The 25,822-nt window shown below is 72.2% G+C and carries 25 protein-coding genes, 1 tRNA gene and 1 other RNA gene; 26 read left to right on the top strand and 1 reads right to left on the bottom strand.

The window, feature by feature from the left end:
* The first annotated feature begins 56 nt into the window (after positions 1-56).
* The 19 genes from AC07A4_RS26435 to AC07A4_RS26345 all read left to right on the top strand — a co-directional run bounded on the left by AC07A4_RS26435 (position 57) and on the right by AC07A4_RS26345 (position 15,365).
* The gene (locus AC07A4_RS26435; protein WP_478602901.1) at positions 57-815 is read left to right on the top strand and encodes an SDR family oxidoreductase; all 759 of its coding nucleotides are present in this window, start codon (positions 57-59) and stop codon (positions 813-815) included.
* Between the two features lie 564 nt (positions 816-1,379).
* Positions 1,380-2,060, top strand: coding sequence for a hypothetical protein (locus AC07A4_RS26430; RefSeq protein ID WP_478602899.1), 681 nt, complete (start codon positions 1,380-1,382; stop codon positions 2,058-2,060).
* A gap of 112 nt (positions 2,061-2,172) precedes the next feature.
* On the top strand, positions 2,173-2,922 hold the full coding sequence (locus AC07A4_RS26425) for a GntR family transcriptional regulator (protein WP_478602897.1): 750 nt from the start codon (positions 2,173-2,175) through the stop codon (positions 2,920-2,922).
* Between the two features lie 768 nt (positions 2,923-3,690).
* Positions 3,691-4,002 carry a hypothetical protein gene (locus tag AC07A4_RS26420; RefSeq protein WP_478602895.1) on the top strand — a complete coding sequence of 104 codons (312 nt, stop codon included), beginning with the start codon at positions 3,691-3,693 and terminating at the stop codon, positions 4,000-4,002.
* Complete coding sequence (locus AC07A4_RS26415) at positions 3,999-4,328, top strand: hypothetical protein (RefSeq protein ID WP_478602893.1); 330 nt, start codon at positions 3,999-4,001, stop codon at positions 4,326-4,328. The genes AC07A4_RS26420 and AC07A4_RS26415 overlap by 4 nt, the downstream gene beginning before the upstream one ends.
* A 74-nt stretch (positions 4,329-4,402) precedes the next feature.
* Positions 4,403-4,870, top strand: coding sequence for a hypothetical protein (locus AC07A4_RS26410; RefSeq protein WP_478602891.1), 468 nt, complete (start codon positions 4,403-4,405; stop codon positions 4,868-4,870).
* A complete protein-coding gene (locus tag AC07A4_RS26405; protein ID WP_478602890.1) occupies positions 4,867-5,877 on the top strand; it encodes a DUF2637 domain-containing protein in 1,011 nt (336 codons plus the stop codon). Before AC07A4_RS26410 ends, AC07A4_RS26405 begins: the two co-directional genes overlap by 4 nt.
* Positions 5,878-5,886: 9 nt before the next feature.
* Positions 5,887-6,282 (top strand): RRQRL motif-containing zinc-binding protein, encoded by a 396-nt coding sequence (locus tag AC07A4_RS26400; RefSeq protein WP_478602888.1) that lies wholly within the window; start codon positions 5,887-5,889, stop codon positions 6,280-6,282.
* A gap of 35 nt (positions 6,283-6,317) precedes the next feature.
* Complete coding sequence (locus AC07A4_RS26395) at positions 6,318-6,830, top strand: hypothetical protein (RefSeq protein WP_478602886.1); 513 nt, start codon at positions 6,318-6,320, stop codon at positions 6,828-6,830.
* Positions 6,830-7,354, top strand: coding sequence for a plasmid transfer protein TraA (gene traA / locus AC07A4_RS26390; protein ID WP_478602884.1), 525 nt, complete (start codon positions 6,830-6,832; stop codon positions 7,352-7,354). The genes AC07A4_RS26395 and traA overlap by 1 nt, the downstream gene beginning before the upstream one ends.
* A gap of 29 nt (positions 7,355-7,383) precedes the next feature.
* Positions 7,384-9,420, top strand: coding sequence for a plasmid transfer protein TraB (gene traB / locus AC07A4_RS26385; protein WP_478603154.1), 2,037 nt, complete (start codon positions 7,384-7,386; stop codon positions 9,418-9,420).
* A gap of 172 nt (positions 9,421-9,592) precedes the next feature.
* The gene (locus AC07A4_RS26380; protein WP_478602883.1) at positions 9,593-10,051 is read left to right on the top strand and encodes a hypothetical protein; all 459 of its coding nucleotides are present in this window, start codon (positions 9,593-9,595) and stop codon (positions 10,049-10,051) included.
* A gap of 19 nt (positions 10,052-10,070) precedes the next feature.
* Entirely contained in the window at positions 10,071-10,241 is a 171-nt protein-coding gene (locus AC07A4_RS26375; RefSeq protein ID WP_478602881.1) for a hypothetical protein, read from the top strand.
* 4 nt (positions 10,242-10,245) lie between these two features.
* Entirely contained in the window at positions 10,246-10,686 is a 441-nt protein-coding gene (gene ssb / locus AC07A4_RS26370; RefSeq protein WP_478602880.1) for a single-stranded DNA-binding protein, read from the top strand.
* A 498-nt stretch (positions 10,687-11,184) separates the two neighbouring features.
* Positions 11,185-12,087 (top strand): bifunctional DNA primase/polymerase, encoded by a 903-nt coding sequence (locus AC07A4_RS26365; RefSeq protein WP_478602878.1) that lies wholly within the window; start codon positions 11,185-11,187, stop codon positions 12,085-12,087.
* Positions 12,084-12,452 carry a hypothetical protein gene (locus AC07A4_RS26360; RefSeq protein WP_478602876.1) on the top strand — a complete coding sequence of 123 codons (369 nt, stop codon included), beginning with the start codon at positions 12,084-12,086 and terminating at the stop codon, positions 12,450-12,452. Before AC07A4_RS26365 ends, AC07A4_RS26360 begins: the two co-directional genes overlap by 4 nt.
* Positions 12,449-13,702 (top strand): DUF3631 domain-containing protein, encoded by a 1,254-nt coding sequence (locus AC07A4_RS26355; protein WP_478602874.1) that lies wholly within the window; start codon positions 12,449-12,451, stop codon positions 13,700-13,702. Before AC07A4_RS26360 ends, AC07A4_RS26355 begins: the two co-directional genes overlap by 4 nt.
* 128 nt (positions 13,703-13,830) lie before the next feature.
* Entirely contained in the window at positions 13,831-14,088 is a 258-nt protein-coding gene (locus AC07A4_RS26350; RefSeq protein ID WP_478602873.1) for an excisionase family DNA-binding protein, read from the top strand.
* A complete protein-coding gene (locus tag AC07A4_RS26345) occupies positions 14,085-15,365 on the top strand; it encodes a tyrosine-type recombinase/integrase (protein WP_478602871.1) in 1,281 nt (426 codons plus the stop codon). Before AC07A4_RS26350 ends, AC07A4_RS26345 begins: the two co-directional genes overlap by 4 nt.
* Before the next feature lie 63 nt (positions 15,366-15,428).
* Here AC07A4_RS26345 and AC07A4_RS26340 read toward each other — a convergent pair.
* Positions 15,429-15,516 (bottom strand) — tRNA-Ser (locus AC07A4_RS26340).
* Positions 15,517-15,636: 120 nt separating this feature from the next.
* Here AC07A4_RS26340 and ffs point away from each other — a divergent pair.
* The 7 genes from ffs to AC07A4_RS26305 all read left to right on the top strand — a co-directional run bounded on the left by ffs (position 15,637) and on the right by AC07A4_RS26305 (position 25,788).
* Positions 15,637-15,735: signal recognition particle sRNA small type (gene ffs / locus AC07A4_RS26335), an RNA gene on the top strand.
* A gap of 43 nt (positions 15,736-15,778) precedes the next feature.
* Entirely contained in the window at positions 15,779-18,094 is a 2,316-nt protein-coding gene (locus AC07A4_RS26330) for a DNA polymerase III subunit gamma and tau (protein WP_478602869.1), read from the top strand.
* 332 nt (positions 18,095-18,426) lie between these two features.
* Positions 18,427-19,680 (top strand): phosphoribosylamine--glycine ligase, encoded by a 1,254-nt coding sequence (purD, locus tag AC07A4_RS26325; RefSeq protein WP_478602867.1) that lies wholly within the window; start codon positions 18,427-18,429, stop codon positions 19,678-19,680.
* A gap of 79 nt (positions 19,681-19,759) precedes the next feature.
* Entirely contained in the window at positions 19,760-20,608 is an 849-nt protein-coding gene (locus tag AC07A4_RS26320) for an ATP-grasp domain-containing protein (RefSeq protein ID WP_478602865.1), read from the top strand.
* A gap of 245 nt (positions 20,609-20,853) precedes the next feature.
* Positions 20,854-22,719: a hypothetical protein gene (locus tag AC07A4_RS26315; protein WP_478603152.1), complete on the top strand. Its 1,866-nt coding sequence runs from the start codon at positions 20,854-20,856 to the stop codon at positions 22,717-22,719.
* A 544-nt stretch (positions 22,720-23,263) separates the two neighbouring features.
* The gene (locus tag AC07A4_RS26310) at positions 23,264-24,784 is read left to right on the top strand and encodes a N,N-dimethylformamidase beta subunit family domain-containing protein (protein WP_478602863.1); all 1,521 of its coding nucleotides are present in this window, start codon (positions 23,264-23,266) and stop codon (positions 24,782-24,784) included.
* Between the two features lie 104 nt (positions 24,785-24,888).
* Positions 24,889-25,788, top strand: a complete 900-nt coding sequence (locus tag AC07A4_RS26305) for a phosphoribosylaminoimidazolesuccinocarboxamide synthase (protein ID WP_478602861.1) — start codon at positions 24,889-24,891, stop codon at positions 25,786-25,788.
* Positions 25,789-25,822: the final 34 nt, after the last annotated feature.

Here is a 25,822-nt window from a genome sequence, read left to right as displayed (position 1 = left end):
AGGCCCAGGCTCAGCCGACACTGCCGCGCCCGCCACGACCGCCTGACGATTCCCGTATGAACCGCTTCCAGAACAAGACCGTCCTGATCACCGGCGGCACCAGCGGCATGGGCCTGGCCACGGCCCGCCGCCTCCTGGACGAGGGCGCGTACGTCGCCGTCACCGGCCGCGACGAGCGGCGCCTGCGCGAGGCCGCCGCGAGCCTGGCCGCCCCGCAGCGCGTCCTCACCGTCCGCGCGGACGCCGCCGACCTCGGGGACCTGGACCGCCTGACGCGCGAGATCACCGCCTGGCGCGGCGGCCTGGACGCCGTCTTCGCCAACGCGGGCGTGGGCGTCTTCAAGCCGAGCGCCGAGATCACCGAGGCGGACTTCGACCTCGCGGTGGACGTCAACTTCAAGGGCGTCTACTTCACGGTCCACAAGGCCCTGCCGCTGCTCCGGGACGGCGGCGCGATCGTCCTCAACGCGTCCTGGACCCTCCACCGGGGCCTCGCCGTGGCCTCCGTCTACTCCGCGACCAAGGCCGCGGTCCACAACCTGGCCCGCACCCTGGCCGCCGACCTCGCCCCGCGCGCCATCCGCGTCAACTCCGTGAGCCCCGGCTACATCGACACCCCCATGTACCGCGCCGCGAACCCCGACCCGGCCGCCGATGCCGACACCACCGCCCAGATCCCCCTGGCCACCCTCGGCCACCCCGACGAGGTGGCGGCCGCGGTCGCCTTCCTCGCCTCGGACGACGCCTCGTACATCACGGGCCAGGACCTGATCATCGACGGCGGCCTGCTCGGAGCGGTCCCCCAGACCTCCTGAACGTCGAAGGACCCCGCACAACCGGAAGGACCCCGCACAACGTCGAAGGGCCCCGCTGCAAGCAGCGGGGCCCTTCGACGTTAGTGCCCGGTGAGGCACTGGCGGAGGATACGAGATTCGAACTCGTGAGGGGTTGCCCCCAACACGCTTTCCAACTGTCCGCCCGAAGGTACGGGGCAGTGCACTGGGGTCCGCACGGCAGGCCAGACAAGGGGCGCGTACGACTGTGAACACCAGTGGCCGTCAGTGCACTGGACAAAGACCCGGACAACGGGGGAGTCGGAGGTGCTGAGCTAAGCGGCTTGGGTGAGTTCGTTGCTGATCCGCTGACATGCGTCAGTCGGGGGTGTCTGGGTCACCCTTGCACCGCCAGGCGTGTGGAGTTTAAAGTCGGCAGTGGCCACCACGTGTTGGTCTGACTCTGAGCCGCTCTTGCCCACGCCGGGACGGTGACCGAGGACAAGGGGCTCAGCCTCACACGTACATGCGTCGTCCCAGTCATCGCCAGTGGATTCCATGCCCGGCGGGGGATGCGTGGGGTTGCCCGTCGGCAGAGGCACGGTCATGACTGTCGATAAGTCCCGCAAGCGCTTCATTCGCGCACTTGCTGCCCACCTGGGTATTTCCTACACCGCTGCGCGTCGTCGCCTCGTCGCCTCTGATGAGGCAGTAAAGATCGTCACGATCCGTTACTGCGGTGCACCAGAGGCTCTGTACATGCGCTATAGGGGGCAGTTCACTCCCCAGCCTGTCTACGTCGAGCTGGATATGGTCGAGCGTACGCTGCGAGCCGACTACTCCCCTGACGAGACCGTTCCAATGTCCACCTACACCGGTCACCGGCGCCGCTACTCGATCCCACCTCTGACGGCAGTCGCTGCCAATGGGTTGTTGGAGCAGCTTCTCCCGCTGGCGGAGCGGGTCGTCACCGACTGGCGGGAGGATCTCAGCGGCCGCACCCCGTCTGTAGTGCTTGGCAGGCGCGGTGACAAGGCCGAGAGGAAGATCGAAGAGTACGCGACGGCGAAGGGCGAAGAGCCCGGCGTCCTCGTTGAGGAGTGGGATCTCGATGCTGTGGCCAGCGGCTACGAGATCGACGAGTTCGGCATCACGGCGGCCACGACCGACGAGCGCCTTGAGGAAATCGCCGTCGACATCCGGTCGAGGCTCGCGGACAGCGGTGTGGCGGTTTGCCTTGACCTGCTGGAATATCTTCGCGATCTCCGTGATGAATTCACAGACTGACGGGGACGGCGCTCGTGTTCCTCCATGGTTTGTGTCTCTTCCCTGATGTGGGTACCAGGGGTCTCTGTGTCAAGCTTGTAGCTGGAACCACCCTAGGGAAGTGAGGAGCTTGATGGCGGAGAGCGCCAGGGTGAGCGCCAGGGAGATCGCCGACGGATTGCGGGAGCGCATTCGGTCGGGCGAGCTGCGTCCCGGTGCCCGGCTCCCAGGCGAGCCCAGACTCGTCAAGGACCACAGGGTGGCCAAAGAGACTGCCAGGCGGGCTCTGACCCTGCTGGTGACCGAGGGCCTGGCCGTCCGGCGCAAGGGCAGCGGTACATACGTCCGGGAGTTCCAGCCGATTCGGCGGGTCGCCAACGAGAGGCTCTCCCAGGAGCGATGGGGTGGTGGGCGCTCCATCTGGAGCGCCGACATCGGGCAGCGCCCCATGCGCGTGACTGAGCTGCGAGTCTTCGAAACCCCGGCGCCGGACCATGTGGCCCAGATGCTCGACCTGGAGGATGGCGCGGCGGTAATCGTCCGCGACCGCCTGTTCGCCGTGGAGGGCGAACCGGTCCAGGCCGCCGTCTCGTACCTTCCGGCTGACCTGGTGCGGGAGTCTGCGATTGCCCAGGAGGACACGGGGCCAGGGGGTACGTACGCCCGGCTCGCGGAGCTGGGGGTCAAGCCCGTCCGGTTCGTGGAAGAGCTGCGGGCGCGGATGCCGAGCCAGGATGAGTCCGAGCGGCTGCACCTGGCGGAGGGGACGCCGGTCGTGGAGATCTACCGCACTGCCCTCACGGAGGACGGCAAGCCGGTCGAGGTGAACCGGATGCTGCTGGACGCCGGCGTGTACGTCATGGAGTACCGGATCACGGGCTGACCGCAGCCCCCTGTTGCCCCGAAGGGGCCCGCCACTGGCGGGCCCCTTTTTTCGCGCCCCATTGACCTCCCTAGGGAGCTATGCCTAAATATCCCTAGGGAGGTTCGCCGCCCGGGGCTCCGAAAGGGGCTCTGTTCGGCGTGCCCCTGACGCCTGGAGGGCCCGCGGCGCGGGCTCGAAGGAAGCGCGTGTTCCTTGAGAACTCAACAGCGTGTCAAGTCGACCGGGGTGTGATTCCCCGTCCCCGCACGGCCCGGGTGACGGCCGTCGGCAGCCACTTCGTGGCAGGGCGAACTGCCCTGCCCGCGCGCCAGCTCTGGAGATCGCTTCGGGGGATCAAGCCGTCAGCACTGGCGGACAGCCCCTTGGGTGCTACCTGGTGCGCGCTGCCCTGCTGGCGTCAGAGCAGTGACGATGACGCGCCCGATCTTCCCGGCTCGGGGCCGGTAAGCCGTGGCAACGGCGTACCGGCGAAGCCGTGTTCCTTCTCGATGAGGGAGTCGGTGTGTACCGACGACATAGCCAGGCGCCGCCGTGAGGACCGGTCGGTGGCGCCGGTAGGGCTTCCGGTCCGCTTCTTCCTGGTTGCGCAGCGGCAGCGCTGCGGCCGGTTGCCTCCTCCGTCCGTCCGCCTGTCGCGCATAGCGCGGTGGGCGTACGGACGGGGCGCGGGGAGCTGGATCTGCCGGTTCCAACGGCGTGCGCCCCCGGAGCGGCTACTCCGAGGGCGCTGTTCGGGCCGTTCCACCGACTAAGGAGCTACGACCCATGAAGTGCATCGTTGCTGGTCATGAAGCTGTTACCGCGAGGGAGTTCGCGGAACTGGCATTCGGCATCGACCCGGAGCTGTTCGCTGGCCCGGGCGTCGAGTCCGTGAAGGAGCGTCGGGCGCGTCTGGATGTCGCGCGGGAGGTGCTGGCGGAGCTGCGCGAGGTGGACCCGCGGGCGGCGGCGTACGCGGAGTTGCTGCTGAGTCCCAGCCCGCTGAAGGGCGTCCGTCCCGCTGGCCGTCGGCCGCGCCGAGCACAGGGGCGTCGGCCGGTGCAGGGCCGCGCGGCGCGTGAGGCGGTGGCGGCGTGATCGGAACCCTGGCATTGGATGATCTGGCGGTGCCGCTGCGGGCGCTGCGCCTGCTGGCAGCGGACTTCGGGCACCTGGCGGCGCCGCACGTGCATGTGTCGCCCATCTACCCGGAGCGGCTGGACCTGACGTTCCACGACGACCTGCCCGGGTTCGAAGCGTGGCGGGAAGCGCTCGGGGCCGCCCCGGACGCCGTGACCTATGGCGAGCAGAGCGGTGGCCGTACGCGTGTCCTGACGGCGGTCGTCGACCACGCAGGCGCCAAAGTCCATCTGACGGGCTTCGCGGACGTCGTCGCCGCTGAGCTGGTCGGGGGTGCGGCATGATCCGTCTGGTTACCGCCGCTCGCCTGCGCCGACTGTGTGAGGGTACGGCTCGCGCTCAGGGCCGTGCTCGGGACGTGCAGGGGCAGGCCGACCTGGAGTTCTCGGAGCACGTGCGGTTCGTGTTCGCGCTGACGGCGCGGGCCGAGCGCGCGGAGCGTAAGACCGCGGACGCTCAGGCTGTGGAGTTGAAGCTGCGGCTCGCGCTGGAGGATGCCACGGCCCAGCTCGCCGACGCGAAAGACGAACTGGCTGCGCGTGCCGAGCGCTTGCGGACGCTGGAGGCGGAGACGGAGCGGCCGAAGGGCTGGGCGCTGTTCGTGCTGCTCCACTACGGCGAGCCGCACACCGTCTACCGCTCGCGCCAGGATGCGTACGCCGACACCGCCACGCACGGCATCCCGGACACCCCGTGGGTGCCTGCTCGTGAACGCCCGGCGAGCGCGTGTGAGTGGCGGCTTGTGCCGTTCATCTGCGCCGACGCACAGGGCGGGTTTCGCCGGGCGTCCGCGCCTGTGCCGGAGACGGTGGGGGACGGGTCGTGAACGTTGTTCAGATCCGTTCAGCCGAGCGCGCGCTGACGACCGGCACGTGGCTGATCGTGTGCGGGGCGATGCTCTACTCCGTCCTCACGGTCACGCCGCTGATGGCCGCCCACACCCCCGCGCGGTGGCAGTGGACGGCGCCCATCCTGCCGCTGGTCGTCGACGCCGCAGTGGTGATCGTGGTCCGCCTGGACTCTGTGCTGGCCCGTCTGGGTGGGCAGGGGGGAAGGTGGCCGGTCACGCTGCGATGGATGACCGGCGGCATGACGCTCGCGTTGAACACTGCCGACTCCGCCCTGGGAAAAGACCTGGTCGGGGTGGCGGTGCATGCGGTGGCGCCGTTGCTGCTGATCGTTACTGCCGAGACCGCGCTGGCCTATCGCCGCGCCCTGGCTGCCGCTGTTGCGGCGCTGGAGGAGCGCCAGCAGGCCGAGCGCGACCAGGCCGAGCAAGTGGCCCGCGAGCGCGAGGAAGCAGCGCGGCAGCAGGCGCGTGAAGAGCGTGACCATGCCGCCCGCTTGGCGCGTGAACAGCGTGAGCACGAAGCCCACCTGGCGCGCGAGGCGGCTGAACGCGAGGAGCGGCGCCGCCGCGAGGAACGCGAAGCCCAAGCCACCCGTGAGGCCGCGGAGCGGGAGGCGCGTGAACGCCGTGAACGCGAGCGTGAACAGCACCAGTGGGAACGTGATCGCCTCGCCCACGAGGCCGCCGAGCGGGCCGCGCAAGAACGCCGTGAGAGGCAGGAAGCTGCCGCTCGTGAACAGCGTGGGCGGACGGCACGGGCGGAGCGTGAACGCGCCGCGCTGCTGGAGCGTGGCCCGGCGCAGGGCAAGCTCGCCGAGGCGGAGGCGCGTCGGATCGTGAACGCGGCGTTCGCCGCGGGGCTGCCGGTGCGGGCCGCAGCGGAGCTGTGCGGGTGGTCGGTGGGCTGGGTGTCGGCGCGCTACGCCGAGCAGCGCCAGCCGGACACAGGCGTCCGGGCAGACCTGGCCATCGCCAGCCACTAGGGGCCGGTCGTGTCAGCCCGGTTCTGGGATCCCGACGGCGGAACGTACGGGATCCCCACCTTCCCGCTGCGCTGTGCGCCACCCGGCCTGGCGACCCGTCGTCAGCTCCGGGCTCTTGGGCTGCGGCCGGGCGGCCAAGAGGTGGTTGCTCAGCTCATGTGGCGCCATCGGCGCGGCATCGCCGTCGCCTGCCTGTACCGCATCGACCTGGCCAAGCCCGTGCGGCCGATGACGCCAGCACGGTGGCGGGCGCACGAAGCGATGATGCGCCCCCGCCGCTGGTGCCCGCAGTGCCGCGCGGATGTCGGCTACGTCCTGCGCACCTCGATCGGCACCTGCGAGAGGTGCGAGATCCGCAGCCAACGCACCGGCACGCCGCCGGGCGCACAGGTCCGCGCGGCCTGACTCCCCTTCGACTTCGACGTACGAGGAGACCTTCCGTGTCTAGCCGTACCCGCCCCCGCACCGTGAAGGTGTCGTCCGGGGCCACCACTGTCCGTATCCCGCGCCAGCGCGGACGCCGCCAGGACTCCTTCCTGCTGGTCGTGCCCGAACGACCTTCTTGGACCGTCCGCACCCTGCACACCGCAGGACTGCTGTTATGGCGCTATCGCCTGGCACTGCTGCCGACCGGCCTGGCCATGCTGCTGCTCGCGCTCGCCGCCGTCTTGCACGTCCTGGCCCCGTGGACGGGCGCCCTGTTCGCTGTCGCCGGGCTGCTGCCCCTCCTCGTCCTGCTCACCCCGCCGCTCGCCCGCCGTCTCAAGGGCGGGGACCGGCGCTGGCAGTGGGCCGCGGCCATCCTCGCGGCTGTCGTGGGTCTGTGGGCCACCCTCGCGATCCTCCTGGGCCCGCTGGCCGGGCCGCTCGGGGTCTTGTGGTTCCTGGGCCTGCTGGCCGCGCAAGGCGCCTGGTTCGTACTGCGTAGCTCGATCTCCAAGGAGACGGACTGATGGCCACCCCGACCCGCAACGGCGCCGCTGGCGCCAACAAGGGCAACAAGTTCGCCAGCGCCGGGGCCGCCGCTGGCGGCTTCGTCGGTGCGATGGGCGGCTCCTTCATGCCGTCCATCAACATCAACGTCAGCCGGGCCTCTCACCACGGTGCGGGCGGAGGCGGGCAGCAGAGCCTGTTGCCGCCGCCGGAGTTCCACAGCCCCGCCCAGGTGCGCAACTACTGCAACACCCTGCGCGCGGCGGGCGTGATGCTGTCCATGGAGGTCGCCATGGCAGCCGAGATCATGCACAGCGTCCTGGCCGCGGTGCCCGACCCCGAAGGCCGGGCATTGGGCTCGCGCATCCGCGCCGCGAAGGTCTCCCGGAAGATGAAGCGGTCCGCGAACGCGCTGCGCGACGCGGCGAAGAACGCCGCCGCCTGCTACTCCGTGTTCCAGCAGGAGTACCAGGAGGAGATCAACCGCGTCCGGCACCGGGCCCGTAAGCCGAAGGCCCCGACGATGAACTGGGCACAGCAGTGAGGCGCCGCGCGATGACGACGGACCAGAACATGCAGGCGCAGCTCGCGCAGATGGTGAACACCCGCGAAGGTGGCTCGGGCGCGAGCGGGGTCGGCAACTACCTCGTGAACCGCGCCAAGCCGCACCTACCGCCGTGGCTGGGGGTGGCCGGGGTCGGCCTGGCCGGAGTCCTTGGCCATGAGCGGTGGGCGGCCTCCCCGGCTGCCGCCGTCGGCCTGACCCTGACCTCCGTGGCCGTGTCCGGTGGCGCCTGGGTGATCGGCAAGAGTGCGAGCAGGCAGCGGCGCCTGCACTCGGCGATCACCACAGCGCTCGGCTCGGCGTGGCTCACGGCCGCCTGCCTGGCGGGCCCGGCGGCCGGGCCCGTCGACGACGTGTTCCTGATGGGCGGTCCGGCGCTGGCTCTGTCGTGGAACGTACGGATCTTCATGCGCACCTCCGACACCAGCGACGGCTCGAGCGGGGCGGACGGGGGGCTCATGGAGAAGGTCGGGCTCGCCCGTGCGCAGATCCGTGCGGCGCGGGCGGAGCCGAACCGGGTCACGGCTCGGGTCGGCCTGGTGCCGGGCGAGCAGACCAACGACGACGTCCCCCGGACGTTGCCACGGATCGCCTCTGCCCTGAACCTGCCGGTGTCGGCCGTGCGCTACGCCCCGGACCCCGACTCTGCCCGCGAGGGTGACCTGGTCATCGTCCCCGAGGACATGCTCGCCGAGTCCGTGGAGTGGGAGGGGCCGTCGAACCTCGGCGGGTCGATCGCCGATCCGCTGGTCATCGGCCGCTACGACGACGGCTCCCCGTTGCTGCTGTGGCTGCCGGGCGACCCGGAATCGGGCCGGAACTCCACGCACGTGCTGGTCGCGGGTGGAACCGGGTCCGGCAAGGGCGATGCCGCCCTGAACCTCCAGACCGAGATCCTCTCGCGCCGCGACGTGATCATGGTCTTCTCCGACCCGAAGTCCTTCCAGGACTTCCGCCCCCTGCTGCCTGGCTACGACTGGGCGGTAGAGGGCGGCGCCCCGACCGAGGTCATGGTCGCGGCGGTCCAGGCCGCGATCCCGGCGCGTACCCGCTGGCTCGGTCGGCACCAGTACCGCCAGTGGGTGCCCGAGGCCGCGAGCGAGCAGCGCGACCCCGCGCACTCGTGCCGCCCGGACGGCACGGCGTGCGGCTGCCCCGGCATGCCGTTCATGGTCGCCTGGTTCGAGGAGGCCGCGAACACCCTGCGGTTCATCGGGGATGACGCGTTCACCGGCATCGCGCAGGAAGCCCGGTCGGCGGGCGTGGCCCTGGTCGTCTCCCTTCAGCGCCCGTCCTACGACCAGATGTCGACATCCACGCGGGCCTCGCTGCCGTCGGTGGTCGCGCTCGGCTGCGCCCCCGACGACGAAGGGTTCTGCCTGCCCGACGAGGTCCTGGCCGCGGGCGCCCACCCGGGCGCGTGGCGCAACCGTAAACCGGGCTACTGCTACGTCGTCTCGCCTGGCATCGACGAAGCCCGCTACGCCTCCCCGGGCCGCACCTGGCGCTTCACGCCGCGCTCCGTGGACGCCATGCAGCTGCTCGCCCTGTGGGCACAACGCCACGGCGCTACCGCCGACCCGGTCACCGCGCGCGCCCTCAAGTCCGTCGCCGGAACCGCGTACACCGGCCGCGCTGCCCCCGACGCGGGCAGCGCGTCAGCGCCGCCGCAGGCCCGCGCGGAGGAGGACCAGGACGTGACCGACGAGGGTCTGCTGGTCGACCCCGAGGACGCGGACATCGACGCGGACGCCGAGCTGCCCGAGGCGCAGCAGGGTGACGACGCCCCACTGTTCGGGCGGGAGACGGGCCGAAAGCCTGCCCCGGCCGAGGCCCGAGAGCTGTTCGCCCGAGCGCTGAACGAGTTCGAGGTCGCGGGGCAGATGGTCGTTGGTCCGCGCGACTTCATGGACTGGTGCGACCGCCACGAGCTTTCGCGTTCGTGGGTGTCGCTGAGGCTGAAGGACGCCGCGATGGAGGGCCGCCTGGAGGCGACCAACACCACCGGCCGGTGGCGCATCGTCCCTGCCCTCACGGCGGCCTGACACCCGTAACGCGTTACGCCTGCCTAACACCCAAACCCCTAGGCAGACACGCGCGTTACGCGCCCTAACGGTGCCTGCTTGCGCGGCCTAACACCTGCTCGTAACACCCCGCCCGCGGGCCCGCGCACGCACTCAGGCGCGCAGGCCCGCGGCCGTCCCGAAGGGAGCCTTCGTGACCCACCTCGAACGGCCCGCGACCGTCGAAGTCCACCACCCTGAGCCCGTCACCGTGCACCCGCCCGCCGCGCCCCTGGTGCCGGTGCAGCCTGGCCCGCCGCCCGCCGTGCAGAGCATCGTCCTGCCCGACGGCCGCATCGTCACCGGCTACACCCTCACCCCTTCCCCCACCTCCGCCCCGACGCTCGTTGAGCAGCGTCCGGCCGTCTCCCGGACGGCGGTGAACATCGCCCTGGGAGGCATCGGGTTCGGCGCGGTGTGCGGCGGACTGGTCCTGCTCACCTCGTTCATCGCCGCCCTTGCCGCGCTGATCACCCAGCTCATCATCCTGGCCGCGGTCATCTTCGGCGGCTTCATCGCCGTCCAGCTCTTCGGCGCCACCGGCCATCGCGACGGCGGGACCACGGTCAACATCCGCAAGGCCGTCTTCAAACGCAGCCATTTCCACGGCTGATCAACCTGTGAGGAGAGCCGTGTTCGAGATCCGCGTCATCTGCGACCCGGGCGACGCCAACCGCGTCGGCCAGGCCCTGGCCACCACGTTCGACGCCGGTCCGGCCCGCCAGTACCCCACCCGCGACGGCAGGCGCATCCGCCTGTACTTCACCGCCGACCACCGACCCGACACGTCCGAAAGCGAGTGACCCCATGTCGTTCGGAGAGACCCCAGTCACGATCATCGGCAACCTGACCGCCGACCCGGAGGTGAAGGTCACCGACACCGGATCCGCACTGGCGAAGTTCACCGTTGCCTCCACCCCGCGCGTCTTCGACCGCGAGGCGAACCAGTGGAAGGACGGCACGTCCACGTTCTTCCGCTGCGCCGCCTGGCGCTCGCTGGCCGAACACGTCGCCGACTCCCTCACCAAGGGCTCCCGCGTCGTGCTGTCCGGGCGGATCCGTCAGCATAACTGGCAGACGCCGGAGGGCGAGAACCGCTCCATGCTCGCTGTCGAGGTCGACGACATCGGCGCCAGCCTGCGCTTCACCAACGTCACGATCAACGGCAAGCGCGCCAGCGGCGGTGCTCCGTCGGACGACCCGTGGGCTAGCGACGGCCGCCCGGCTGACGACAAGCCGCCGTTCTAGCGCTGCCCAGGGGCGACAGCACGCCTCGCGGCCTGCGGCTCCTGAAGCCTCCCCGCCCTCGGGGAGGCCCGGCGAAAGCTACGCTTCCGCCCCAACTTGCTCGCGCCCGCGCGCCCGCCGAAGTGCTACTTCGGCCCCAACTTGCTGGCCGCGAGGTCGGCTCGGCTCGGACACTCCGAGCCTCCATCTTGCTCGCTCGCTGCTCCGCTTGAAGGCCCTGCTCAGCGCGCCTCGCGGACGCCCTCTCGCTCCCTGACGCAGCCCTCAGGGGCGTGGAGCGGGGCGAAACATAGCAGCGAAGTCCCGGTTAGCGAAACCGGGGATTCTCCGGACCCTCAGAGGTGGATCGCGACGGCCCGCAGCTACATGGCTGTCGGTCGCCGTGGTCTGCCCTGCCCGCACACAACCCGCTGCGCCCGGGGCGGACGCTCTCTCGCCAAAGAACCGCGTCCGCCCCGGCTCTCCCCGGCCCTGTGACAGAACAGGAGAACCTCCAAAATGCCACACCCCGGCACCGCCGCGCTGCTGTCCGCAGCGCATACGGCCGCCGCCCGCGGCTGGCCCGTCCACCCGTTGCGGCCTGGCGCAAAGAACCCAGCCCTGCACGGCGAACGCACCTGTCCCCGCACCGGCGACTGCAGGACCAGCCACCGGAAGTGGGAGCAGCGCGCCACCTGCGACCCCCAGCGCATCCAACGCGCCTGGTCTGCGAGCCCGTTCAACATCGGCATCGCCACCGGACCCGCCGCCCTGGTCGTCGTCGACCTGGACGTTGCGAAGGGCAAGGGCAGTTCGGACGCGCCTTGCGGCGCGACAAACTTCTTGGCGCTCTGCGAGCGCGCCGGACAGCCCTACCCAGCCACCTACACGGTGCGGACTCCCTCCGGCGGCCACCACCTGTACTTCACCGCCCCGCCCGGCACTCGCCTGACCAACACCGCCAGCCGTCTGGCCGACCTGGTCGACACCCGTGCGTGGGGCGGCTACGTCGTAGCCCCTGCCAGCATCGTCGACGGTCTCGTCTACGAGGTCACCGACGCCGCACCGGTCGCGGAACTGCCCGCCTGGCTCCTCCAGGCGCTCCGGCCCGCTCCCGTATCCAGCGCCCCGCCCACTGTCGTCCCCACTAGGGACACCACCCGCCTGGCGCGCGTGGTGCTGGAACGCGAGCAGGCCGCCATCCAGGCCGCACCCCAAGGGGCAAGGGAGGCAACGCTGTTCGCCTCCGCCCGCGCCATGGGACGCTTCGTGGCCTGGGGAGACATCGACCGCCACGAGGTCGAAGAGGCTTTTCAGATGGCGGGGGAGGCGGCCGGGCTCAAGGCGTACGAATGCCGCTCCACCCTGCGCTCCGCCCTGAACTGGTCGATCCGCACCGCCCGCCCCCGGCAGACGGCATGAGCGACCAGCCGCCCCGCCCTGAAAAGCCCCTCACCCTCGTTGCCCGGAGCCGTACGCGCCCGCATCCGGCAGGCCCCGACGAAGGCCGTGGCACGAAGGACGACGGCCGCCAGGCCGTCCTTTCAGCCCTTCCCGCCGACCAGCCCCCGAGCGCCCCGCCGCACGGTGACGGCCGCTTCCCCGTGGCCTGGCTGCACATCAGCGCGCCCCGCGACGCCATCCCCACCGCCACCTCACGGTGCCTGTGCGGCCGTGACCGCAGCGCCGTGGGCCGCACGAAGGTGCTGGCCCTGATCGACGACCACACCGCCCACCGCGCCCTCTGCCCCCTGCGCACCACCTCAGAAGGGAGGAACGCCGCATGACCAGCACCACTCCGCCCGCGCCGCCCATCGACGGCGCGGCCCTGCTCGACGAGGTCGAAGCGTTCCACCGCCGCTTCAACATCTTTCCCCGCGAGGCCGCCTACGTCGCGGTCGCCCTGTGGGACGCCCACGCGCACCTGCTCGACTGCTTCGACTCCACCCCGCGCATCGCCTTCCTGTCCCCCGAGCCCGGCTCCGGGAAGTCCCGCGCACTCGAAGTCGTCGAAACCCTCACGCCCCGCCCCATGCTCGCGGTCAACGCCCGCGCCGCCGCGCTCTTCCGCTCCGTCTCCGACGAGGCAGGACGCCCCACGATCCTCTTCGACGAGATCGACACCGTCTTCGGCCCCAAGGCTGGCGACAACGAGGAACTCCGCGGCTTTCTCAACGCAGGCCACCGCCGCTCCGGAGTCACCTACCGATGCGTCGGCGACGGCGGCAACCAGACCGTCCAGGAGTTCCCCTCCTACTGCGCCGTCGCGGTCGCCGGACTCGGCTCCCTGCCAGACACGATCCTGAGCCGCTCGGTCATCATCCGCATGCGCCGACGGGCCCGCAACGAACGCATCGAGCCCTACCGCCAGCGCGTCCACGAGCAGCAGGGCAACGCCCTGCGTGATCGGCTCGCCGAATGGGCTGCCACCGTTCAAGAGCAGCTCACCGGGGCCTTCCCCGCGATGCCGCCGGAGGTCACCGACCGCCCCGCCGACGTGTGGGAGCCCCTGCTCGCCATCGCCGACGCGGTCGGCGGCCACTGGCCCGAGCGCGCCCGCGCCGCCTGTGTCGAACTGGTCGACGCCGCCAAGCTCGACGACAAGGGCTCCCTCGGCATCCGACTGCTCACCGACCTGCGGGACTACGTCCTCAACGGCATCGACCGCCTGCCCACCGTCGCCATCCTCGAACGCCTCTGCGCCCTCGACGAAGCTCCCTGGGGCGACATGAACGGCAAGCCCCTCACCCCCCGGGGCCTGGCGAAGATGCTCGGGGAGTACATGACCGAGGACAATGTTCCGATCTCCCCGCGCAACATCAAGTCCGGGGCCGGGGTCCTCAAGGGCTACTACGCCGCCGACCTGGGCGACGCCTGGCAGCGCTACTGCCCTCCACCCCCCTCAGAGTCCGCTACCTCCGCTACTGCCGCTACCTCGCAGGTCAGAGCCCTAAAGCCGGTAGCGGGAACGTCGATACCAGCCGCTACCTCGCTCGCCCAATCCGCTACCGCCCGACCGCCCCGCCTCGGCCGCTAGCCCACGCCCTATCCGCTACCGCTACCCGATCCGCTACCGGGAACAGGCCCCTGACCTGCCCGGTAGCGGAGGTAGCGGCAGTAGCGGCACCCACAGGACGGGGGCACGAGACCCCGTCCCTCGACTTGATGAGGGATTCCCAGTTGAGTTCCGCACACCGCATAGGTGACGACCCCACGTTGGTCCTGCTCACCGTCGAAGAGGCCGCGAGGCGCCTCAGCATCGGCCGTACGTACTGCTTCCGGCTGCTCGCCATGGGGGAGTTGGATTCCGTCACGCTCGGCCGCGCGCGGCGCGTGCCAGCGGATGCTGTGGTCGAGTTCGCCCGCAACCTGAGGGCTCGGCAGCGCCACGGGGCTTCGGACCAGAAGGGCGCCGCCGCGTGAGCGAGGGGAAGAAGCGCACCCGCCGGGCCAACGGTGAGTCGGCTATCTACTTGGGTGCGGACGGTCGTTGGCACGCGCGGGTCCCCATGGGCTACAAGGACAACGGAGATCCGTACCGCCGACATGTCACGCGCAAGACCCGCACGCTGCTGGTCGAAGAAGTGAAGCGGTTGGAGAAGCAGCGCGACGGGGGAACGGCACCGCAGCCCGGCAAGCCGTGGACGGTCGAGAAGTGGCTCTTGCACTGGGTCGAGAACATCGCCAAACCGGTCGTCAGCGAGAACACGTACGACGGCTACGAAGTCGCGGTTCGCGTGCACCTTGTGCCCGGCGTGGGCGGGCATCGGATCGATCGCTTGGAGCCCGAGCACCTGGAGAGCCTCTACCGCCGGATGCAGGCGAACGGCAGCAAGGCCGGAACAGCTCACCAGGTCCACCGGACAGCTCGCACGGCACTGGGGGAGGCGGTGAAGCGTGGCTACACCGGCAAGAACGCCGGAGCTCTGGCGAAGGCGCCCCGGATGGAGGAACCGGAGGAGGAAGAAGAGCCCTACTCGATGGAAGAGGTGCAGCGCCTGCTCGTCGAGGCGAAGAAACGCCGGAACACTGCCCGCTGGATGCTGGCCCTGGCGCTCGGCATGCGCCAGGGCGAGACGCTCGGACTGCGGTGGGTCGATGTCGACTTCGACAACGAGTATCTGAAGCTGCGGCGGAACCGGCTACGCCCCAGGTACGCGCACGGCTGTGACGAGGCGGTGTCCTGCGGCCGGAAGGCGGGATATTGCCCGAAACGGGTGCAGACACGGCGGGAAACGAAGAACACGAAGTCACGGGCGGGGCGGCGCGCGGTGCCGCTGCCGCGCCCCCTGGTGAAGATGCTGCGCCAGCACAAGGAGGTGCAGGAGGCCGAGCGCGAGGCGGCCGGGGACCTGTGGGCTGACTCGGAGTACGTGTTCACCAAACCGCTCGGCGGCCCGTTGAGCCCGAACACGGACTACCACGACTGGAAGCGACTTCTTCAGGATGCTGGAGTCCGGGAAGAGCGCCTGCACCTCGCTCGGGGCACGGCTGCCACAGTGCTCTTCCTGCTCGGTGTCCCAGATCACGTCATCGACATGATCATGGGGTGGGAACCGGGCACCTCTGTTCGTATGCGGGCCCGGTACATCCACGTGCCGCCCTCCATGCTCAAGGAGGCGGCGCGGATGGTCGGCACCGCGATCTGGGGGACCCCGGAGACGCCCGCTGTGGACAAAGACCAGGACAACGAGGGCTGAGGAACGTCGAAGGGCCCCGCTGCAAGCAGCGGGGCCCTTCGACGTTAGTGCCCGGTGAGGCACTGGCGGAGGATACGAGATTCGAACTCGTGAGGGGTTGCCCCCAACACGCTTTCCAAGCGTGCGCCCTAGGCCACTAGGCGAATCCTCCGCCGCAAACAATACAAGACGCGGAGGGGTGCTCGCGAACGTGTTCCGGTCGCGGGGACCTGGTGCGTTCCTGTCGGGGGAGCGGGCTCGTTCGCACCCCCTGGGATCGGCTACTGTGGGGGCCAGCCCCTCACGCGGCGCTATCTGACTGAACTCCCCCAGGGCCGGAAGGCAGCAAGGGTAGGTCGGCTCTGGCGGGTGCGTGGGGGGCGCTTTGCTGTGTGCGGTCCGTGATGTCAGTGGGCGCCTATAACCTCGTAGGCGTGTCGTCTCTCGCGCTGTACCGCCGCTATCGCCCGGAGTCGTTCGCCGAGGTCATCGGGCAGGAGCATGTAACCGACCCGCTGCAGCAGGCGCTGCGGAACAACCGGGTCAATCACGCGTACCTGTTCAGCGGCCCGCGCGGCTGTGGCAAGACGACGAGCGCGCGCATCCTCGCCCGCTGCCTGAACTGTGAGCAAGGTCCCACGCCGACGCCGTGCGGCGCGTGCCAGTCCTGCCTCGACCTGGCGCGCAACGGCCCGGGGTCGATCGACGTCATCGAGATCGACGCCGCTTCGCACGGTGGTGTGGACGACGCCCGTGACCTGCGCGAGAAGGCCTTCTTCGGCCCCGCCTCCAGCCGGTACAAGATCTACATCATCGACGAGGCCCACATGGTCACGCCGGCCGGCTTCAACGCGCTCCTGAAGGTTGTCGAGGAGCCGCCGGAGCACCTGAAGTTCATCTTCGCCACGACCGAGCCCGAGAAGGTCATCGGCACCATCCGGTCGCGCACGCACCACTATCCGTTCCGCCTCGTGCCCCCGGGCACCCTGCGCGACTATCTCGGCGAGGTGTGCGGACGCGAGGGCATCCCCGTCGCGGACGGCGTGCTTCCGCTCGTCGTGCGCGCGGGCGCCGGGTCCGTGCGTGACTCCATGTCTGTCATGGACCAGCTCCTCGCGGGCGCCCGCGAGGACGGTGTGACGTACGCCATGGCGACCGGCCTGCTCGGGTACACGGACGGCTCGCTCCTGGACTCCGTGGTCGAGGCCTTCGCCTCGGGCGACGGCGGCGCCGCCTTCGAGGTCGTCGACCGGGTCATCGAGGGCGGCAACGACCCCCGGCGGTTCGTCGCCGACCTGCTTGAGCGGCTGCGGGACCTCGTGATCCTCGCCGCCGTCCCGGACGCGGCGGAGAAGGGGCTCATCGACGCCCCCGCCGACGTGGTCGAGCGGATGCAGGCGCAGGCCGGTGTGTTCGGCGCCGCCGAGCTCAGCCGCGCCGCCGACCTCGTCAACGAGGGCCTCACGGAGATGCGCGGCGCCACCTCGCCCCGCCTCCAGCTCGAGCTCATCTGCGCCCGCGTGCTGCTCCCCGCCGCGTACGACGACGAGCGGGCCGTGATGGCCCGCCTCGACCGCCTCGAGCGCGGCGGTCACTACATGGCGCAGGGGCCCGCCACCACGCCTCCGATGGGGTACGTGCCCGGGCCGGAGGCCCATGCCGGGGTGCGGCAGCCCGGCGTCGCCGTGCCGCCCGGCCCTTCGGGCCCGCCCGCGCCTCCCGCGCCGCCCGTTCCGCCGGGTGGCGGTGCCGCGGCCGCGCGTGCCGCCGTGCGGGGCACCGGCGATGACGGGGGCGCGATGGCGCCGCCACCGGCCGCGCCGGGGCCCGTCGCACCGCCGCAGCCCGCGCCGCCCGCCCCCGTGCAGCCCGCGCCGCCCGTCCAGGCCCCGGCGCCCGCCGCCGAGCCCGCCGCCCAGCGGCCCGGCAGCTGGCCCACGGCCTCCGCGCCCGGCAGCGGTGCGGCCCCCGCCGCGAGCCGTCCCGGCGGCTGGCCCACGGCGGCGGCCGCGGGCGGTGCGTCGGCGGGCGGTGCCCCCGCGCCCGCCGCGCCCCCCGCGCCCCCCGCGCCCCCCGCCTCGGCTCCGGCCCCGCAGGCCGCCCCCGCCCCCGCCCCCACTCCGGCGCCCGCGCCCGCCGCCCCGGCGCCCGTCGGCGGTCCCGACCCCCGCTCCCTCTGGCCCAACATCCTGGAGGCCGTCAAGAACCGCCGCCGCTTCACCTGGATCCTGCTCAGCCAGAACGCGCAGGTCGCGGGCTTTGACGGCACGACGCTCCAGATCGGCTTCGTGAACGCCGGGGCCCGGGACAACTTCGCGAGCAGCGGCAGCGAGGACGTGCTGCGGCAGGCGCTCGCGGAGCAGTTCGGGGTGCAGTGGAAGGTCGAGGCGATCGTCGACCCGTCGGGCGGTTCGGCACCGCCGCCCGCGGCGAGCGGCTTCGGCGGCGGGTACGCCGGTGGCGGTGGCGGTGGTTACGGCGGCCAGGCCCCCGCCCGGCCCGCCCCGCAGGCCCCCGCGGCCCCCGCCCCGCAGCCGTCGCCCGCGCGGCCCGCTCCGCAGGCGGCCGCTCCGGCGGCGCCCGCGCCCGTGGCTCCCGCTCCCCAGACGCGTGCTCCGGAGCACGTGGCTCCCGAGGACGACATTCCCGAGGACGACGACCCGGATCTCGTCGACTCCGCGCTGTCCGGCCACGAGCTGATCGTCCGCGAGCTGGGGGCGACGGTGGTGGACGAGTACCCGAACGACTAGGGGCCCTGCCCGGGGGGGGGGCTCCCCCACCCCGCCCCTTCCCGAAACTGGGGGCTCCGCCCCCAGCCCCCCGAAAATCGCCGCTCCGCGCCTCGTCCTCAAACGCCGGACGGGCTGAAACCGGCTAGTTCTAGCCCGTCCGGCGTTTGAGGACGAGGCGCGAAGCGCCAACATCTGTGAGCGGGGGAACGGGGGCAGCCGCCCCCGGTTCGGGAAGGGGCGGGCCTGGGGCGCCCCGCGAGGGCAAGGCTGTAGGAAGCTACGAGCCACCCCCACCCCCCACCTAGGACACCCAGCCAAACCCACCCGCCCCGCCGGGCTAGGCTGACCCCGTGAAGGTCCTCGTCATCGGCAGCGGTGCCCGCGAACACGCCCTGTGCCGCTCCCTGTCCCTCGACCCGGCGGTCACCGCCCTGCACTGCGCGCCCGGCAACGCCGGCATCGCGGAGGTGGCCCAGCCGCACCAGGTGGACGCCCTCGACGGCGCCGCCGTGGCGGGCCTCGCCCGTGAGCTGGGGGCGGACCTCGTGATCGTGGGGCCGGAGGCGCCCCTCGTCGCCGGTGTCGCCGACGCCGTACGGGAAGCGGGCATCCCGTGCTTCGGGCCGTCCAAGGAAGCCGCCCTCCTGGAGGGCTCCAAGGCCTTCGCCAAGGACGTGATGGCGGGCGCCGGAGTGCCCACGGCACGTTCGTACGTCTGCACGACGGCGGATGAGGTCGACGAGGCGCTCGACGCCTTCGGCGCCCCCTACGTGGTCAAGGACGACGGCCTCGCGGCGGGCAAGGGCGTCGTCGTCACCGACGACATCGAGCAGGCCAGGGAGCACGCCCGCGCCTGCGAGCGCGTGGTGATCGAGGAGTTCCTCGACGGCCCGGAGGTGTCGCTGTTCGCCGTCACCGACGGCGAGAGCGTCGTCCCGCTGCGCCCCGCCCAGGACTTCAAGCGCGCCCTCGACGGCGACGAGGGCCCCAACACCGGCGGCATGGGCGCGTACTCGCCGCTGCCGTGGGCCGACCCCAAGCTCGTGGACGAGGTCCTGCGGACGGTGCTCCAGCCGACCGTCGACGAGCTGCGCCGCCGTGGCACCCCCTTCGCCGGGCTGCTCTACGCGGGGCTCGCGATCACCAGCAGGGGCGTGCGCGTCATCGAGTTCAACGCCCGCTTCGGCGACCCCGAGACGCAGGTCGTCCTCGCCCGCCTGCGGACCCCCCTCGCGGGCGTCCTGCTCGCCGCCGCGAACGGCACGCTGGCCGACCTGCCGCCGCTGCGCTGGAGCGACGACGCGGCCGTCACCGTGGTCATCGCCTCGCACAACTATCCGGACACCCCCCGCACCGGCGACCCCATCGAGGGCCTCGACGCGGTCGTGGCCCAGGACGCCCCGGACGCGTACGTCCTGCACGCGGGCACCCGCCGCGAGGGCGACGCGGTCGTCAGCGCGGGCGGCCGCGTGCTGTCCGTGACGGCGATCGGCACCGACCTCAACGAGGCCCGCGAGCGGGCGTACGCGGCGGTGTCCCGCATCCGGCTCGACGGCTCCCAGTACCGCACCGACATCGCGGAGAAGGCCTCCCGGCAGGGATAGGGCCCTCGGGCCCCCGCTCGCGGCCGGGGCGCGGCACCCCGTAGCCAGGGGCGATGGCGTCGTGACGTAACGTCATGCCATGGCCCCCACTCGTGCGCGCCCTCGTCTGCTCTACGTCACCGACCTCGCCTACGAGGCCCGGGGGCGGCGCTACTGCGACGAGGACATCGACCTCTCCGCGCGGCTGCGCGCGGACTTCGACCTCGCGCTGTGCCACCCGCTGGACGCGGCCGCGCTGATGGACGGCTTCGACCTGGTCGTCGTCCGCAACAGCGGCCCCGTCATCCACTACCAGGACGTGTACGACAGCTTCCGCGCCCGCGCCCTCAAGGACGGCGTACGCGTCTACAACCCGCTGACGGGCCGCGCCGACATGGCGGGCAAGCAGTACCTCGTCGACCTGACGGCCGAGGGGCTCCCGGTCATCCCGACGGTCGACCGCCGCGAGGACCTCGGCCGACTGCCCGCCGCCGCGTCCTACGTGGTCAAACCGAAGCTCGGCGCCGACTCCATCGGCCTGCGGACCGTCGGCCGCGAGGAGCTCGCCCGCCTGGACTTCGGCGCGGGCGGCGGACTCCTCGCCCAGCCGATGATCGACTTCCGCTACGAGGTGTCGTTCTACTTCATCGACGACACCTTCCAGTACGCGCTCCACGCACCACGGCCCGACCAGCGCTGGAAGCTCGAACCGTACGCTCCGACGGACGCCGACCTGGCCTTCGCCCGGCGGTTCACCGACTGGAACGCCCTCCCGTACGGCATCCAGCGCGTCGACGCCTGCCGGGCGCCCGGCGGCGAGCTGCTCCTGGTCGAGCTGGAGGACCTCAACCCGTACCTCTCCCTCGACGTCATCGACGAGGACGGGCGGCGGGCCTTCGCCGCCCGGATGGCGGCGTCAATGACCCTCTCCCTGGAGGCCGAAATCTGACGCCAGCCTTGCCCAAAGCCATTCCATCGAGTGACCGCTGGCCCATCCGGCTGACGCTGACCAGCGTCCCAACTAGGGTGCGGCGCAGGCGTTCCGGCACCGAGAGCCAAACAGCCCACCGGCATTGCGATGTCAGTGGCGGGTGCCACAGTGGGGGAGTGAGCAACGCCATCGACAAGCGCCGTCGGCTCCAGCCGCCGGCCGAGCCGTAGAGGCAGCAGGGGGTGACTTCGGTCGTGTCAGGGATGGGTGTGGAGGCGGGCGCGCAGGCCGCGCGCTCCCGGGCCCTCGCCGTGCTGCGGATCCGCGGCAGGGCGCTGGCCATCGCCCTGCTGCCCGCGGCCGTCGCCGTCGTGCTGCTGGCCGCCACCGCCATGGGGCACGTCTCGGGCGGGAGCTGGGCCGCGGCCCGCTGGGCCGTCACGGTGTTCGCCGTGCTCGTCCTCGCCGCGGCCGCGGTCGTCGCCCTGGTCGTCGCCCGCGCCAGACCGGCCCTGAGCCCCACGGTCCCGATCACGGAAGCCGCGGCCCCGGACCTGTACCGCCTGGTGCGCGACCTCGCCGACCGCCTGGAGGTCCCCGCCCCCTCCGCGATAGCGCTCACCCCGGACTGCGACAGCTGGCTGGAGGACCGCACCCACCCCGCCCACGGCGGCCGCGCCCCCCGCGGGAGCGCCGAGGCCGCCCCGCACGGCGCGCAGCCGGACGGCCCGGACGCCCCCGAGCCGATAGGCGGCGGGCGCCCGCCCAAGGGCCGCGCGCCCGCCGCCCCGGTCCTCGTCATCGGCTCGCCCTTCCTGTGGTGGATGCGGGTCGGCGAGCTGCGGGCCGTCCTCGCCCCCGTCGTCGCCGGTACGGGCCCCTCCGCCCACCCGGACATAGCCGCGGCCCGCCGCTTCGTCCGCGGCCTGGACGCCGCCGTGGCCGTGGCCGCGACGCCCGGGCGCGGGCCCCTCGCCCGCACCGTCCTCGGCGGCGTGGGCTGGGTGGCGCGGCTGCTCCTTCGCGGCTGCCGCCTGCACGCCGCGGAGATGGAGCGGGGCGTCGCCGCCGCCGCGGCCGAGCGCGCCCAGTCCGTGGACTACGGCGTGCGGATCGTCGCCCAGGAACAGGTCGGCCTGGCGTACGCGGGCTGGGACCGGCTCCTGACCCGGGTCGCGCTGCCCGCCTGGCGCATGGGCCGCTGGCCCTCGCGCCTGGACGCGGGCGTGGTCTCCGCGCTCACCGAGCTCTCCCGCAGAGACCGCCTCGCCGAGGGCTTCGCCTCGCGCCTCGGCGAGCGCCCCGCCTGCGACCTCCTGGAGGAGCCCGGCGCGGTGGACGAGGCGGCCTCGCTGCTCGCCGCCCGCCTCTTCCACGGGGGCCCCGCCGAGTCCGGGCCCGGCTGGGCGCCGGTGGCCTGGCAGGAGTATCCGGACGAGGTCGTCGACCGCAAGTGGCGCATGGACGCCGCCCGGCTGCACCGCGTCCTCGACGCGCTCGGCGTCAGCCGCACCTTCGACCCCCAGGCCCCCGACCCCAAGGGCCCCACCCTGAGCCGGGTCCTCGACCACCTGACGGACCCGGAGGCCGCGCCCCGCCGCGCGCCGGCGCCTCTCGCCGCCGGCCACGACGGTCCCGTCGGCCCGGCCGACGGCCCCGAGCGCGATGACCTTGACGACCCCGCAGACCCCGAAGACCCCGAAGACCCCGAAGACCCCGAAGACGACGAGGGCCGTGGTGGTCCGCTCGCCGCCGGGCTCAGTGCTGAGCTGGCCCGTGAGGAGGCCGCCGCCCCCGCCCGCCCCGCCGCCCAGGCCGGGCAGTCGCCGGACGACGCGCTCTGGGACGACCGGGCGCTGCCCCTGTTCCCGCTGCAACCGCCCCGCTCCGGGCGCGAACTGCTCGCCGACCACGTCACGGCGATCGTGTGCTGCGCCGCCATCGACACCGCCGGTGCCGCGCCGGGGCTCGACTGGCTGGACGGGCCCTCCCTGCTCATCGCTGGCGAGCGCGCGGCCGATCTGACGCCGCACGTGCGCACGCTGGTCGAGGACGGCGACGCCGAGCCGCTGCGGGCCTGGCTCACGGCGCAGGGCATCCGCCCGGAGAAGCCGCTACGACTCGTCTGACGACCCCTCGCGGGGCGACCCCCACCGGGGCTGGCCGCCCCGTCCGCCCCCGCTCAAAGCATTGGCGCTCCGCGCCTCGTCCTCAAACGCCGGACGGGCTGGATCTCCGCGCTTCGCGCTTGTCCTCAAACGCCGGACGGGCTTGAAATTCCACGCGGGCTGGCTTTCCCACCCACTCACCCGCGAGCCGCTAGGTCGGGGAGTGCGGGGGCAGCCGGGGATGTAAGGGCGGGCGGGCGGGAGACATAGCCCGCCCGGCGTTTGAGGGCGAGGCGCGGAGCGTCGATGGACCCGCGCCACCCCGGCAGGGATTCCGCTCACGTCAATTCACGACGAACGGTGACGGGCCGCGTGCGTAATGTGATGTGCTGGGACCGGAAAGCCGACACCGGCATGTCAGCCGGCACCGCACCGGGGGGCCGGCCGGGTGCCGCAGCGCAAGGCCGTCGCCCGTACGCGGCGGCACCGCCCCCGCACCGGCGCGGAGCCGATGACCAGGCGGAGGCGGATTTCAGGCTCGGGGGAGTGAGGGAGGGGACTACGCATGGGACCGGAGCCGATCCGCCGCTGGGAGTCGGGCGCCCTCGCCCACGCCGTGACCGACCCCTTCGGCCAGGGCCCGCTGCCCTGGCTCCGAGGGACGGAGCACTACTTCGACGACACGGGCCAGGTCGTTCCCTGGTACGTCGACCACGCCCCGGCGCCCGGCGCCACCGGGCCCGCCCGCGTCCCGGCCGCCCGCAACCGCGGCGGCCCCCGCACCGCCGACGACGTGCGCCGCCAGATCAAGGGCTTCACCAGCACCGGCGCCGCCGCCCCGGGCGAGGCCCTCGACTTCCACATCACGGTGGACCCGCCGCAGCAGTTCAGCGTGGACATCTACCGCATCGGCCACTACGGCGGCGACGGCGCCGCCCAGATCACCACCAGTCCCCGCCTCGCGGGCATCGTGCAGCCCCCGCCGCTCACCGCCGACCGCACGGTCTCGTGCCACCACTGGTGGCTGTCCTGGCGGCTGCAGATCCCGTCGTACTGGAACATCGGCGCGTACGTCGCCGTGCTCACCACCGCCGACGGCTACCGCTCGCACGTCCCCTTCACCGTCCGCGACAGCCTCGTCCAGGGCGAGCTCGGCGACGCGCCCTCCGCCGACCTGCTCGTGGTGCTTCCGGACATCACCTGGCAGGCGTACAACCTCTATCCGGAGGACGGAAGGACCGGTGCCAGCCTCTATCACGCCTGGGACGACGAGGGCCGGCTCCTCGGCGAGGGCGAGGCCGCGATCACGGTGTCCTTCGACCGTCCCTACGCGGGCGCGGGCCTGCCCCTGCACGTGGGCCACGCCTACGACTTCATCCGCTGGGCCGAGCGGTACGGCTACGACCTCGCCTACGCCGACGCCCGCGACCTGCACGCGGGCCGCATCGACCCCACCCGCTACCGCGGCCTGGTCTTCCCCGGCCACGACGAGTACTGGTCCGCGTCGATGCGCCGCACCGCCGAGCTGGCCCGCGACGGCGGCACCTCCCTCGTCTTCCTCTCCGCCAACACCATGTACTGGCAGGTGGACCTCGGCCCCTCGCCCTCCGGCGTCCCCGACCGGCTGCTGACCTGCCGCAAGCGCAGGGGCCCCGGCAAGGCCGCCCTGTGGCGCGAGGTCGACGTCCCCGAACAGCAGCTGATGGGCATTCAGTACGCGGGCCGCGTGCCCGAGCCGCACCCCCTGGTCGTCCGCAACGCCGACCACTGGCTGTGGGAGGCGACCGGCGCGCACGAGGGCGACGAGGCCGAGGGCCTGGTCGCGGGCGAGGCCGACCGCTACTTCCCGCGCACGGCGCTGCCCGAGCACCAGGACCGCATCCTGCTCGCCCACTCCCCGTACGCGGACGGCGAGGGCACGGTCCGCCACCAGGAGACCTCGCTGTACCGCGCCCCGTCCGGCGCGCTCGTCTTCGCCTCCGGGACCTTCGCCTGGTCCCCGGCGCTCGACCGGCCCGGCCATGTCGACGCCCGGGTGCAGCGCGCCACCGCCAACCTCCTCGACCGGATCTGCAAGCGCGACTGACGCGCGACTGACGCCGTCCGGCCCTTCTCGGCCAACCCTTGGCCAAGACCACTCCTCGCATACGGGAGAATCGGAGTACTTAGACAGAACCACGGGGAGGAACCGTGTCCGGATTCGTTGAAAAGCCCGAGCCGATCCAGGTTCCGGGTCTGGTGCATCTGCACACCGGCAAGGTGCGCGAGCTGTACCAGAACGAGGCGGGCGACCTCGTGATGGTCGCCAGCGACCGCATGTCCGCCTATGACTGGGTGCTGCCGACGGAGATCCCCGACAAGGGCCGCGTCCTCACGCAGCTCTCGCTGTGGTGGTTCGACCAGCTCGCCGACCTGGTCCCGAACCATGTGATCTCCACGGAGCTGCCGCCCGGCGCCCCGGCCGACTGGCGGGGCCGCACCCTGATCTGCCGCTCCCTTTCGATGGTGCCGGTGGAGTGTGTCGCCCGCGGCTATCTGACGGGCTCGGGCCTCGTCGAGTACCGGCAGAGCCGCACGGTCTGCGGTCTCGCGCTGCCCGAGGGCCTGGTCGACGGCTCCGAGCTGCCCGCGCCGATCTTCACGCCCGCCACCAAGGCCGAGGTCGGCGAGCACGACGAGAACGTGAGCTACGAGGAAGTGGCCCGCCAGGTCGGCGCCGAGACCGCCGCGCAGCTGCGCCAGGCCACCCTCGCGGTGTACGGCAGGGCCCGCGACGTCGCGCGCGACCGGGGCGTGATCCTCGCGGACACCAAGTTCGAGTTCGGCTTCGAGGGGGACCGTCTGATCCTCGCCGACGAGGTCCTCACCCCGGACTCGTCCCGCTTCTGGCCCGCCGACACCTGGGAGCCGGGGCGCGCGCAGCCGTCCTTCGACAAGCAGTTCGTGCGCGACTGGCTGACGTCGTCGGCGTCCGGCTGGGACCGCGCGAGCGAGCAGCCGCCCCCGCCGCTGCCCGAGGACGTGGTGGCGGCGACGCGCGCCAAGTACGTCGAGGCGTATGAGCGTCTGACCGGCACGTCCTGGTCGTAGCCGCACGACGAAGCCCCCCGGTTCTCAGAACCGG

The organism is Streptomyces sp. NPDC043996 (genome assembly GCF_056435225.1).
The sequence above is the reverse complement of the archived record's forward strand: the minus strand, read 5'-3'. Positions and strand labels throughout refer to the sequence as shown.